The following is a 12,405-nucleotide window of genomic DNA, read 5'->3' as shown; positions in this document are numbered from 1 at the left end:
GAGGGCGATGCCTTCGGCCCCTTTTTCATGCGCGCTTTTGCCGGGCTTCGCGCCAGAGGATGTAAAGCCCTGCGCCGGTGATGATGGCGATGCCGATCCAATCGGTCAGCACGGGCCAATCGCGCCAGAAGATCCAGCCATAGATCACCGACCAGAGCAGGCCGGTATATTCAAACGGCGTGACGACCGAGGATTCGGCCACGCGATAGGCTTGGGTCAGCAGGGTAAGTCCGATGGCGGCGATGACGCCGCAGGCCATCATCAGCATCAGGTCAAAGGCCGTTGGCATGGCCCAGCCGCGCAGCAGGAAGGCGAGTGAGGGGTGGGCGTCGCTTTCCCATGCGCCGGAGCCAAGGACCGCCGACATGGCGATGGCAGCCACAAGAAAGACCGCATTGCCCCAGAAGGCCAGTGCCGGGGCGGTTTCGCTGCTGCCAAGGCGGCGGGCGGAGATCATGGAGATGGCATAGGTGAGGCCCGCAATCACCGGCAGGAGGGCGGCCCAGTCGAACAGGTCGCCGCCGGGGCGGACCATGATCAACACGCCCGCAAAGCCCGCGAAAAGCGCAACCCAGCGGCGGGGGCCGACGGTTTCGCCGAGGATCACGACCGACAGGATGGTGATGAACAGCGGGGCCGAGAAATACAGTGCGACGGTGGTGGCCATCGGTAGGGCGGCGAGGGCGAGGTAATAGGAGGTATAGGCAAGAAACATCACCACGCCGCGCAGGATCATGGCGCGGGTGCCGGGGGTGATGAGCGTGCCAAGGCCGCCGTCGCGATGGACGAGCAGCAAAAGCAGGGGAAGCGCCGTGAGGGAGCGCAGGACCATAGCCTGATGCAAGGGATAGGCGCCGGACAGGAGTTTGAGGATCAGGTCTTGGATGGAAAAGACGGCGATGCCGGCCACCAGAAGGGCGATGCCCCTTGCGCTGTCGCGGGGCAGGGCTGTGATGGGGGCGGGCATGGGGCGCTCCGGGTTGCGGCTGGGCGGAGGCTAGGGCGGCGGCGGGGGCGATGCAGCCGCGTGTACGACATCGGCGTGTCGCCTATAGCGCTGCGAGGAGGGCAGCGCTTTCGGGCAGGCGTTTGAGGCTTGCGTCGATGCGGGCTTCCCAGCGGGGCCCGCGCGAGCGGGCATCGGCATAGGCCTCGCGCAGGTCATCGGGGCGGTCCTCTGCAAGGGTGCGGATCAGGAGGGCGGCTTGGGCGCGGTCCTTGCGGGATTTGATCTGATCGGGGCCGCCGCGGCGGCGATCGGCGACGATGAGCTTGTGGATGGCAAAGCGTTCGGGACGGGGGATTTGGATCAGCAGGCCCGAACGATAGAGGGCGGCGGCCTTGATCGGTTCGGCGATCAGATAGTTGAGGTAGTGCAACGACTGGGCCGAGACGCCGAGCGCGGGCAGATCGCGGATGTCTTCTTCCGGGCGGAAGGAAGGGGTGAGGAATTCGATGAGCGTTTCTGCGTTCGACTGACGCCAGCGCCAGACGGCCCGGCTGTCGAGAGTTGGAACAGGGTCAAAGTCGAGATCGCGGAAGAGGTTTGGCAGTGGTTCATCGACATGGTCGTTCAAAGCAAGGCTGAGGCGCTCGAACTGGGCGATGTCCAGATCATCGGTCTGCGCTGCCTGATCAAGTGGAAAAGCGATGCCGAGCTCGCCTTCATAATGGCGGAAGGCATGAGTGCCGACGATCGTTCCGCCAAGCCGGAAGACACCGGTACGTGCCATTGCCGAAAGCAGGGAGCCTGTCGTGCGATCCACCGAAAGGAAACCCTCGGCGCGCAAAAGGCGGACGAGGCGCGTGCGCAGGGCGGCACGGTCAGCACGGGTTGCGGCAAGATCTGTCGAGCGTGCAATGAGGTCTGCCGTTTCAGGCGTGTCCTCGCCGATGTAGCGTTTGCGAACTGTCGTGCCGATACGGATGGTTTCGTACCAGTATCCGCGATTGCCGCGCATTTCGAGGAATGGCGTGCCTGAATGCTGCGAGATGTCATCCTCGCGCAGCGCACGGAGGAGGTCGATGTAGGCTGCGATTGCGGTGTGGCTGTGTGGGCGCATGGCGTGTACTACGAAAGTGATTTTTGTAGTACATAGCGGCGTGTACTACAAAAGTAAATCATGTAGTCCACGGAGTTCGGGGTGTTGGCCCAAAGGAAAAGCCGCGCCGGTTGCCCGGCGCGGCCTGTGATCACTGTCCCAGAGGGTGCGCTTATGCGTCTTCGGTCGCTGCGCCACCCAGATCGTCGAACAGTTCGGCGATCTCGAAATCGGCGGCAGCTTCGGCCTCGGCGGCGAGTTCCTGGATGGATTTGCCGGCGGCTTGCAGTTCGGCTTCTTCCGGCGAACGCGCGACGTTCAGCGTGATGCGGACCGACACTTCGGGGTGCAGCACGACGGAGACCGAGTGCAGACCCAGATCCTTGATCGGGCGATCCAGAACGACCTGGGCGCGGTTCACGGTGAACCCTGCCTCGGTCGCGGCTTCGGCGGCGTCACGGGTGGTGACGGAGCCATAGAGCGCGCCGGCGTCGGATGCGGAGCGAATCACCACGAAGGTCTGACCGTCGAGCTTGGCGCCCACGGCTTCGGCCTCTTTCTTCGTTTCAAGGTTTTGCAGCTCAAGCTGCGCTTTCTTGACTTCGAAGGATTTGATGTTCGCCTCGTTGGCGCGGAGCGCCTTGCCCTGCGGCAGGAGGAAGTTGCGGGCGTAGCCGTCCTTGACGTTGACGACTTCACCCATCTGGCCGAGCTTGGCCACGCGCTGAAGGAGGATGACTTGCATATCTGTCTTCCTTATTTCACGGCGTAGGGGAGCAGAGCGAGGAAGCGGGCGCGCTTGATGGCTTGCGCCAGTTCACGCTGCTTCTTGGCCGAGACTGCGGTGATGCGCGACGGGACGATCTTGCCGCGTTCGGAAACGTAACGCTGGAGCAGACGGACGTCCTTGTAGTCGATCGCGGGAGCATTGTCGCCCGAGAAGGGGCAGACCTTGCGGCGGCGGAAAAACGGTTTGTTTGCCATGGTTTATGGTCCTTTCCTGTCCGGGATCAACGACGGAAGCCGCCGCGGTCACCACCGCGGTCGCCACCACGATCAGCGCCACGGTCGCCACCCCGATCGGGACGGTCGCCAAAGCTGCGCTCGCGGCGTTCGCCACCGCCGAAGCCGCCTTCGGGACGGTCGCCCCGTTCACGCTCGTCACGCTTTTGCATCTGCACGGACGGGCCTTCGCCATGGGTATCGACCTTGATGGTCAACACGCGCATCACGTCATCATGCAGGCGCATCAGGCGTTCCATTTCCTGAACGGCGGCCGAGGGCGCATCCGATTTCAGAAAGGCGTAGTGGCCCTTGCGGTTCTTGTTGATCTTGTAGGCCATCGTCTTGACGCCCCAGTATTCGGATTCAACGACTTTGCCGCCGTTGTCTGCGAGGACCGTGGAGAAATGTTCGATGAGGCCTTCGGCTTGCGTGTTGGAAAGATCCTGACGCGCGATGAAGACATGCTCGTAAAGAGCCATGTTCACTCCAGTTCTTGTCATGGTGCATTTCATAGGGCGGGCGTTCGGCCTTTCCGCGGCCCGTCCACGAGAGGCTGCACCGGTTCACGTGAGTGCGGAAAGGATGGGGCCTTATACAGAAAGGCCGCAGGAGTGCAAGGCTTTGCGCCTCTGCGCAGAAGGGTGATGTGTGACGCAGAAATCGCTGAAAATTTTGACGGAGAATTTGCAGGGGCGCTGGTGGTAGGCGCGATGATCGCGGGATCGAAGGTCTATCGCGCCGAGGCGGGCAGGCCGAAGATGCGGTCGAAGGCCCAAGTGAAGGCCCAAGTGTAGATCAGGAAGGCTGCGATCAGCACGGCCTCATAGGCGAGCGCCTGAACGAGGGTGACGGAGAACCACCACGCAGTCAGCGGCAGGAGGGCCAGGACAAGGCCCGCCTCAAACAGCAGCGCATGGGCGATGCGGCGTTTGAGGCTGCGGCCTCGGGTCGTTTGGCGGGATTCCCACGCCTCGAACATCGCGTTGAAGGCGAGGTTCCAGAGCATGGCGACGGTGGAGGCAAGGACCGAGAAGACGAGCGAACTGCCCGCCGTCGTTTCGGCCATCAGGAGCAGAAGGGCAGCGGAAAGCAGGATGCCGCCCGCTTCGAAGCTGATGGCATAGAGGATGCGGCGCAGGGTGGGTGATTGGTGCAGAGCCATGCCGGGGAAATGGCATGGTGGCGGCGGGCTGACAAGGTGACGGGTTGTCGTGGGGTTTGGACGGGGTGGCGGGGCTTGTCAGGGGGTTAGACGCGATAGGCCAGACGCAACCCGCCCCAATGGCGGCCCTGCACGAAGATCGGGGCCGAGACATCCTTCATCAGGGCGAAGGTTCCGCCGCCCATGTCGCGGCGATAGGATTGCAGCAGGAAAGGCCGCGTGTTGCGCCCGGCGGAGAGGCCGACGCGATCGGCAAAGATGCGGCGGTTGCGGCAGTTGGCGGCGTTCCAGACCGGATCGCCGGGCCGCTGCGGGTGCGAAAACGCGCGGTTATGGGTGGGCAGATAGCCATTCACATCCACCGCCGCGCAAAAGACTACGGCGGGCGACAGGGCGAGCAGCGGTTCCTGAATGGGTGGAAGTAGCCGGTCAGTCATTGCGGTGAATGTGGCCAGCATTTGCGGGGGATTGGTGTCGGGGATCTGGCGATAGTCGCGGTCGAACAGATCACGCAGGGGGAGGCGTCCTGCCTCAACCTCGGCGGTGAAGGCCGCCGAGATGGCGGCGGCGGCCCGCTGTACGGCCTGAATGAAAGGCGTGTCGACGGTTTCGACGCCGAGGCGGGCCGTGGAGGAGGCCAGCCTTTCGCTGGCGGCGACAAGATCGGCAAGGCCGGATCTGGCCGAGCCGAGATGGCCTGCGGCCTTTGAGACCCCCATGCCGATGCCCTGCACGCCCTTTTCGGCGGCGGTGACAAGGTCGGCTGCGGTGTTCGTGGTTTCGGTGATCTGATCCTGCCGGTCGGCAATGGCGAGAACGGCGCCGTCGATTTCGGCCATGACCTGCGAGACGCGGCCCGCCTCGCCCCGGACCAAGGCGGCGTTTTCGGCGGCGGCGCTGCCGGTTTCGGCGATGGCGGTGATTTCGCGGGTCAGATCGCCAAGGTTGGCCGCAATTTCACGCGTGGCGTCCTGCGTGCGGCTGGAGAGGTGTTTCACCTCTTGCGCGACGACCATGAAGCCGCGCCCCGCATCGCCGGCGCGTGTCGCCTCGATCGAGGCATTGAGGGCAAGGAGGTTGGTGGTGCGGGCAATGGCATCAATATCGCTGACGGCGCGGGCGACCCGGGACAGGGCTTGGGTCAGGGCGTTGATGCGGTCACCGAAGAGGGCAACCTGATTGGCCAGCGTGGTGATGTCCGACAGGGCGGTGTCGATCCGAGTCAGGCCGGTGGCGACCGTCTGGCGCGCGGCGACCGTGGCCGAAAGCGCCGAACGGGCCGCTTCGCGGATGGCGCCGTTGCCGCGTGCCAGCGAAGCGGACAGGCCGCGCAGGGCGTGCAGTGTTTCGACCTGCCGGTGCATCAGCGCATCCACATCCTCTACCGCGCCGGAGATATCGGCCAGCGAGACGGAAAGCGCGCCAACCTCTGTCGCGATGTCGCGGATGGTGGCGACCTCAGCCTGGGCCGTGGGGGCGGCAGGTGGGGCCGCCGGGCGCGTGTCGAGTAGGCTGCTGTGGGTCATGGTGAACTGGCTCTGGGCAGGAGGGGCTGTGCAGAGCCTAGCAGCGGGGGGTTTACAGAAGGTTGCGGCCTGCGGCGGGTTCTGGGCAATGCCCAGCGGCGGTTTGGGGCTGCGTGGCGGAAAGATTGCACCGCCGGGGCGGTTTGGGTAAGGCGGGGTGGGGGCCGCAACAGGGCCCGAGGACAAGAGAGGGGCAGGTCATGAGCCGAGCATTCGTGTTTCCGGGACAAGGGGCGCAGACCATCGGGATGGGGCGGGCGCTGGCCGAGGCCTATCCAGCCGCGCGGGCGGTGTTCGATGAGGTGGATGCGGCGCTGGGGGAAAAGCTGTCGGCGCTGATCTGGGAGGGCGATATCGCGGAACTGACGCTGACGCAGAATGCGCAGCCCGCGCTGATGGCCACGTCGATTGCCGCGCTGCGGGCGCTGGAGGCGGAGGGGATCACCATCGCCAAGGACGTGGCCTTTGTGGCGGGGCATTCGCTGGGCGAATACTCGGCGTTGTGTGCGGCGGGGGCGCTGGGTCTGTCGGATACGGCGCGGCTGTTGCGCATCCGGGGCAAGGCCATGCAGGAGGCGACGCCGGTTGGCCTTGGGGCGATGGCGGCGTTGCTGGGGCTGGATTTCGAGACGGCGAGCGCCGTGGCCGCAGAGGCGGCGCAGGGCGAGGTGTGCCAGGCCGCGAATGACAATGACCCCGCGCAGGTGGTTGTGTCGGGCCACAAGGGCGCGGTGGAGCGGGCATTGGAGATTGCAAAGGCCAAGGGGGCCAAGCGTGCGATCCTTCTGCCGGTGAGCGCGCCGTTTCATTGCGCGTTGATGCAGCCCGCCGCTCATGTGATGGCCGAAGCGCTGGCCGCCGTGGTGGTGGAAAAGCCGGTCGTGCCGGTGGTGGTGAACGTGCGCGCCGAAGCGGTAACCGAGCCGGACCGCATCCGCGATCTGCTGGTGGCGCAGGTGACGGGCGCGGTGCGCTGGCGGGAATCGGTGCTGTGGATGGCGGGCGCGGGCGTGACCGAATTCTGGGAAATCGGGGCAGGCAAGGCGTTGTCGGGCATGATCAAGCGGATCGTGCCGGGCGATGTGGTGACGCGCGCCGTTGGGACACCCGAGGATGTGATCGCGGCCAAGGGCTGATCAGGTGATGCGCGACGGGGCGTTGCGCAGGTGAAATGGGGCCTATGCGGCCCCACGTCGCCGCAAGCGGCGCCTTCCCCGCAGGATATTTGAACAGAGAAGAATGGGCATGGCCGAGGAGCAGATCGAGGTGCCGGGCTGGGGGCGGTTGCCCTGTTGCCGGTTCGGATCGACGGTCGAGATCGAGGAACGGCTGGCCGCGCTGGTGATTGCGGGGCGCAAACGGGCGACCGTCTGGGACGGGCGCGACGAAAACCCGACAGTGCCGGGGATGCGGTGGGCGGTCATGGTGGGGGCGCGGCCCGTTGCGGTGATGGAAACCGTGGCCGTGGGCCGGAGGCGGTTTGACGCGATCGACGCGGCCTTTGCCGCGCTGGAAGGCGAGGGCGATGGGAGCCTGCGCTTTTGGCAGATCGCGCATGAGGAATACTTTGGCCGGGCGGGCCCGTTTGACCCGCAGATGTGGCTGTGGTGGGAGGAGTTCCGGCTGATCGCCGTGATCGACGCCGACCTTGCCGCCGCCGCGCCGGGGCATGTGGCGATGGAGGAGGCCGAAGCGCGCGAGAGGTTGGCGGCGCGCGGCTAGACGCGGCGGCTGTGCAGGTCTGTCACCCCTGCGGCCGCTGTTGGCGGTGCGAGCAGGCCCGTGATGCGGCTGCGCAGGAGGGCGGGGTCGAAGTCGGGCTCTACCTCGATGAAGGGGATCCCCGCGCGGCGGATCGCTTCGCGTTTCACCGCATCGCGCAGGAAGGCGGTGCCCTGATGATGGCCGCTGCCCTGATATTCGACCGCCACCGCAAGCCGACCGGCGCAGTCGATGATCGCGAAATCAAGCCGTTTGGAATTGATCGAGGCGAAGGCGGCGGTTCGGTCATCTTCGCTGGCGGTGCCGGTTTTGGGGCGGATCAACTCGCCAAGGCTGGTTTGCGCCATCACGCGGTGGCCTGACTGTGCGTCGCGGGCGGTGGATTCGAGCAGCGGCAGAAGGCGGGCTTCTTGCCGGTTCAAAAGGGGCGTGCATTCAAATTCGACCCGCGCGATGGCATGAAGCTGCTGGGCCGGATCGTGCAGATCGGGGGCAGGCGGAAGGGTCGGCTGCGGCACCAAACGGGGGCGCGGAACGGCGGCACCGCTCCATGTGCTGTAGTTCTTGGCGCGCCGCGCGCGGCGTCGCTTGCGGGGCCAGAGGCGCAGATACAGCAAGGCGCCGAACGCGAGTGCGACCAATGTCGCAAGGAGAATGGCCTTCAATTCTTCAGCAAACATGGCTTTTGCCCTTTGGCATAAGCCCCCAATTCTCAATTTGAGGGAAATGGATGCATCGCGCAATGGCTGGTGTGGAATTATTGATGCTGCTAGGGAAACCATCAGTTTCTGAAGCAAGGGAGCGAACGGATGTTCGATCTGACGGGTAAGGCGGCGCTGATCACCGGGGCGTCTGGCGGCATTGGTGCCGAGATTGCGCGCGCGCTGCACGCGGCGGGGGCCACGGTCGGCCTTTCCGGCACGCGGGTGGAGCCGCTGGAGGCGCTGGCGGCGGAACTGGGCGGGCGGGCGCATGTCCTGCCTTGCAACCTGTCGGTGCCAGAAGAGGTGGAAGGGCTGGTCAAGCGCGCCACCGAGGCGATGGGATCGGTCGACATCCTGGTGAACAATGCGGGCATCACGCGCGACGGGCTGGTGATGCGGATGAGCGACGACGATTGGGCGAGCGTGATGGACGTGAACCTGACTGCGACATTCCGGCTGTGCCGCGCGGCCATCCGCGGGATGATGAAAGCGCGCTGGGGGCGGATCGTGAATATCGGATCGGTTGTCGGGACCACCGGGAATGGCGGTCAGGTGAACTATTCCGCTGCCAAAGCCGGGCTGCTGGGCCTGTCGAAATCGCTGGCGTCCGAAGTGGCAAGCCGGGGGATCACGGTGAATGTCGTGTCGCCCGGGTTCATCGCCACGGCGATGACCGACAAGCTGAACGAGGATCAGAAGGCGCGCATCTTGACGGCGGTGCCGGCGGGGCGGATGGGCGAACCCGCCGAGATCGCTGCGGCTGTGGTCTATCTTTCTGCGCCGGAAGCGGCTTATGTGACAGGGGCCACCTTGCATGTGAATGGCGGGATGGACATGGTCTGAAGCTGAGCTGCGACCTTTGGTCATGGAAAGCGTTTGCCTTGCGGGAACGCCCTTGCTATAGGCGCGGCGATCGGGCCGGGATGAAACCCGGTCATTCCGCAAAAGGACGCGGAGAAGATGCCTTTCGGGGCAGGGACAACGAACGGGACGCGATCCCGCAACGGAAAGAGGAATGACATGAGCGACATCGCTGCACGCGTGAAGAAGATCGTCGTCGAGCATCTGGGCGTCGAAGAAGACAAGGTGACCGAGAATGCCTCGTTCATCGACGATCTGGGCGCGGATTCGCTCGACACGGTCGAACTGGTCATGGCCTTCGAGGAAGAGTTCGGGATCGAGATCCCCGATGACGCCGCCGAAACGATCCAGACCTTTGGCGACGCGGTGAAGTTCATCTCGGAAGCCGCCTGACCCTTTTCGGTTCAAGGCTGTTGTGACACGGGCGCCCCATCGCGGGCGCCCGTTTCCATTTCCGGGGCCGCGATGGCGTGTCGCGAAAGGGCGTGCAGAATCAACCGTGTGCGGGCGAGACTGCACGCGTGGCATGGCAATGGGAGAGCGGGATGGCAACCTTGGGGGCGATGTTCGGGGCAGGGCAGGTAGAAACATTCATGGGCCTTCCCACCTGCCGCGATCTGGCAATGGTAGACGCGCAGATCGTGCTGCTGGGGGCGGCGGGATGTACGCCCTATCCCTCTGTCGGGTTCTATTGCGCCGGGGGGCCTGCAGCGATCCGGGCGGCGGGGGCGGCCTATGCGGCGAACCTTGGCCACATGAACTTCGATCTGGGCGGACCGATCCTGCCCCCGGGCGTGGTGGCGGTGGATGCCGGCGATATCGCGGTGTCAGAGGGGGACGCCCCCGGCAACCGGGCACGGCTGCGGGCGGCGGTGGGGCAGGTGCTGGCGGCGGGGGCGGTGCCGGTGCTGATCGGGGGGGATGATTCCCTGCCCATCCCGATGTTACAGGCCTTGGCAGATGCGGGGCGGCGGGTGACGATCTTGCAGATCGACGCGCATATCGACTGGCGTGATGAGGTGCAGGGCGAACGCTGGGGCCTGTCCTCCACCATGCGGCGGGCGAGCGAGATGGGGCATGTGGAGCGGATTGTTCAAGTGGGCCAACGCGGTATCGGTTCGGCACGGATGGCGGATGTGGCGGATGCGCAGGCCTGGGGGGTGGAGCTTGTCCCGGCGGGTGAGGTGGCGCGCGCGGGCGTCTGGCGCGCGGTGGACCTGATCCCCGAAGGGGCGGAGGTGGTGATCTGTCTGGATGTCGATGCGCTGGACCCCGCGATCATGCCGGCGGCGATTGGCCGGACGGCGGGGGGATTGAGCTATTGGCAGGTGATGGAACTGATCGGTGCGGTGGCCGAGAAGGGGCGGATCGTGGCCTTCGACATGGTGGAATTCATGCCCGAGCGCGACATCGATGGGCTGGGCGCGATGGTGGCGGCGCAGGTTTTGGCGGGCGCGGTGGGGGTGATCGCCCGACAGGCGCAAGGGGTTGCGGACGCAGGATAAATTTCCGCTCGGCGCGGGTTTTGACCGTGCAGCACGCGGTGCAGCGCCCGGTGCAGACGGCTGTGCATACGCGCGGCGGGGTCATCAGGCGTTAAGGTTAACGCAGGGTGAAGGGGTGGCGGAAGGTGCGCGGCCTGGGCTGGTGTGTCATTGCCGTCGTAGATGCGTTGGGGCGGCTTGTGCAGGTGGGCCATCCGATGAGCGCGCGTTTGGGGTAACGCGGGTTGGAGGGCGCATGGCTTGGGCTCGGGGCGACAGTACCCTCGGCAGCGCGACTGGTTGGGTTGTGCAGGTGGGGCATTCGTCAATCAGGCGTTAAGGTTAACGCGCGATGAAGGCCATCGGAGATGCTCACGGCTTGGATTGAGGGCGACTGTACCCTCGGCTGCGCGACTGGGCGGGTTGTGCGGCTGGGGCATTCGTCAATCAGGCATTAAGGGTAACGCGCAATGAAGGCCCTGCGGAATGTTCGCGGCTTGGGTTGGGGGCGACTGTAACCTCCACTGTCCGTCTGGGCGGGTTGTGCAGGTGAGACATTCGTCAATCAGGCGTTAAGGTTAACGCGCGGTGAAGACCCTGGGGAATGCTCGCGGCTTGGGTTGGGGGCAACTGTACCCTCGACTGTCCGTCTGGGCGGATTGTGCAGGCGAGACATTCCTCAAGCAGGCGTTAAGGTTAACGCGCGGTGAAGGCCCTGCGGGATGCTCGTGGCTTGGGTTGGGGGCGACTGTACCCTCGACTGTCCGTCTGGGCGGGTTGTGCAGGCGAGACATTCGTCAATCAGGCGTTAAGGTTAACGCGCGGTGAAGGCCCTGCGGGATGCTCGCGGCTTGGGTTGGGGGCGACTGTACCCTCGACTGTCCGTCTGGGCGGGTTGTGCAGGCGAGACATTCGTCAATCAGGCGTTAAGGTTAACGCGCGGTGAAGGCCCTGCGGGATGCTCGCGGCTTGGGTTGGGGGCGACTGTACCCTCGACTGTCCGTCTGGGCGGGTTGTGCAGGCGAGACATTCGTCAATCAGGCGTTAAGGTTAACGCGCGGTGAATGCCTTGGGGAATGCTCGTGGCTTGGATTGATGGCGAAGGCACCCTCGACTGTCCGTCTGGGCGGGTTGTGCAGACGAGACATTCCTCAATCAGGTATGAGGGTTCACGCCGCGTGGAGGCGCGGCGACGGGTGTATGGCTTGGGTTGAGGACGTCGGTACCCTTGGCGGCACATCTGGTCGGGTTGTGTAGGCGGACAACTCGTCTATCGGGCGTTAAGCTTAACCTGGGACGAAGGCGCGAAGGACGGCACGCGGTTTGGGTTGGCTGCGACGATGCCTTCAGCGGCACATCTGGACGGGCTGTGTAGGCGGGCAACTCGTTGATCGGGCGTTAAGGTATACCTGGGACGAAGGCGCGAAGGACGGCGCGCGGTTTGGATTGGCTGCGACGCTGCCTTCGGGGGCGCATCAGGGCGTGTTGTGCAGGCGGGCAACTCATTGATCGGGCGTTAGGGTTAACGAAGTGGTGTTGGCAGGCGATGCGGGATGCGCGTCCTTTGAACGGGGCGAGACAAACCTATGTGGGGTTCCGCCCGCCCCTTGAAGGTGCCCAGATCAGCATGCTCAGGAAGCATGTCATTGGTTGCTTACGCGTTAGGGTTAACGCGCGGGGAAGGCGGTGAAGGATCAGGTGTCCGCCTTCCGTGTTGATGCTTTTCAGTTGCGACGGGGGCTCTGCTTTATCGCGGCCTGCCAAACCGGGAAGCCAAAGGGGGAATGCGGCGGCCTTAGCCCTTTCTCTGCCCATTCTTCTCTGTCGCAAATATCCTCGGGGGTGAATTGCCCCGCGCGTTGCGCGGGGCAAGAGGGGGCAGACAGCCCCCTTTCTCTT

The 12,405-nt window shown here is 65.0% G+C and carries 13 protein-coding genes; 5 read left to right on the top strand and 8 right to left on the bottom strand.

Annotated elements, in window-relative coordinates; genetic code table 11:
• Positions 1–25: 25 nt before the first annotated feature.
• The 7 genes from RSE12_13165 to RSE12_13135 all read right to left on the bottom strand — a co-directional run bounded on the left by RSE12_13165 (position 26) and on the right by RSE12_13135 (position 5,735).
• The gene (locus RSE12_13165) at positions 26–967 is read right to left on the bottom strand and encodes a DMT family transporter (GenBank protein ID WRH61329.1); all 942 of its coding nucleotides are present in this window, start codon (positions 965–967) and stop codon (positions 26–28) included.
• Positions 968–1,049: 82 nt separating this feature from the next.
• Positions 1,050–2,063: a GSU2403 family nucleotidyltransferase fold protein gene (locus RSE12_13160; GenBank protein ID WRH61328.1), complete on the bottom strand. Its 1,014-nt coding sequence runs from the start codon at positions 2,061–2,063 to the stop codon at positions 1,050–1,052.
• A 151-nt stretch (positions 2,064–2,214) separates the two neighbouring features.
• Positions 2,215–2,787 (bottom strand): 50S ribosomal protein L9, encoded by a 573-nt coding sequence (gene rplI, locus RSE12_13155; GenBank protein ID WRH61327.1) that lies wholly within the window; start codon positions 2,785–2,787, stop codon positions 2,215–2,217.
• Positions 2,788–2,798: 11 nt separating this feature from the next.
• Entirely contained in the window at positions 2,799–3,026 is a 228-nt protein-coding gene (gene rpsR / locus RSE12_13150) for a 30S ribosomal protein S18 (protein ID WRH61326.1), read from the bottom strand.
• A 26-nt stretch (positions 3,027–3,052) separates the two neighbouring features.
• Positions 3,053–3,526 carry a 30S ribosomal protein S6 gene (gene rpsF / locus RSE12_13145; GenBank protein ID WRH64821.1) on the bottom strand — a complete coding sequence of 158 codons (474 nt, stop codon included), beginning with the start codon at positions 3,524–3,526 and terminating at the stop codon, positions 3,053–3,055.
• Positions 3,527–3,777: 251 nt separating this feature from the next.
• Positions 3,778–4,209 carry a PACE efflux transporter gene (locus tag RSE12_13140; protein WRH61325.1) on the bottom strand — a complete coding sequence of 144 codons (432 nt, stop codon included), beginning with the start codon at positions 4,207–4,209 and terminating at the stop codon, positions 3,778–3,780.
• Between the two features lie 86 nt (positions 4,210–4,295).
• The gene (locus RSE12_13135) at positions 4,296–5,735 is read right to left on the bottom strand and encodes a methyl-accepting chemotaxis protein (protein ID WRH61324.1); all 1,440 of its coding nucleotides are present in this window, start codon (positions 5,733–5,735) and stop codon (positions 4,296–4,298) included.
• A 200-nt stretch (positions 5,736–5,935) separates the two neighbouring features.
• On the opposite strand from RSE12_13135, the gene fabD reads away from it, so the two are divergent.
• Together fabD and RSE12_13125 are read left to right on the top strand one after the other, a co-directional pair.
• A complete protein-coding gene (fabD, locus tag RSE12_13130) occupies positions 5,936–6,871 on the top strand; it encodes an ACP S-malonyltransferase (GenBank protein ID WRH61323.1) in 936 nt (311 codons plus the stop codon).
• A 109-nt stretch (positions 6,872–6,980) separates the two neighbouring features.
• Positions 6,981–7,457 carry an ASCH domain-containing protein gene (locus RSE12_13125; protein ID WRH61322.1) on the top strand — a complete coding sequence of 159 codons (477 nt, stop codon included), beginning with the start codon at positions 6,981–6,983 and terminating at the stop codon, positions 7,455–7,457.
• Here the strand turns inward: RSE12_13125 and RSE12_13120 are convergent.
• Positions 7,454–8,137 (bottom strand): DUF2726 domain-containing protein, encoded by a 684-nt coding sequence (locus RSE12_13120; GenBank protein WRH61321.1) that lies wholly within the window; start codon positions 8,135–8,137, stop codon positions 7,454–7,456. The two genes, RSE12_13125 and RSE12_13120, sit on opposite strands and share 4 nt — an antisense overlap.
• A gap of 129 nt (positions 8,138–8,266) precedes the next feature.
• Here RSE12_13120 and fabG point away from each other — a divergent pair, with 129 nt between their 5' ends.
• The 3 genes from fabG to RSE12_13105 all read left to right on the top strand — a co-directional run bounded on the left by fabG (position 8,267) and on the right by RSE12_13105 (position 10,527).
• Entirely contained in the window at positions 8,267–9,004 is a 738-nt protein-coding gene (fabG, locus tag RSE12_13115) for a 3-oxoacyl-[acyl-carrier-protein] reductase (protein WRH61320.1), read from the top strand.
• 177 nt (positions 9,005–9,181) lie between these two features.
• Positions 9,182–9,415, top strand: coding sequence for an acyl carrier protein (locus tag RSE12_13110; GenBank protein WRH61319.1), 234 nt, complete (start codon positions 9,182–9,184; stop codon positions 9,413–9,415).
• A 152-nt stretch (positions 9,416–9,567) separates the two neighbouring features.
• Positions 9,568–10,527 (top strand): arginase family protein, encoded by a 960-nt coding sequence (locus RSE12_13105; GenBank protein ID WRH61318.1) that lies wholly within the window; start codon positions 9,568–9,570, stop codon positions 10,525–10,527.
• Positions 10,528–12,405: the final 1,878 nt, after the last annotated feature.

Source organism: Fuscovulum sp. (assembly GCA_035192965.1).
In the GTDB taxonomy this organism is placed as follows: domain Bacteria; phylum Pseudomonadota; class Alphaproteobacteria; order Rhodobacterales; family Rhodobacteraceae; genus Paragemmobacter.
This window is presented reverse-complemented; position numbering and strand designations above follow the sequence as displayed.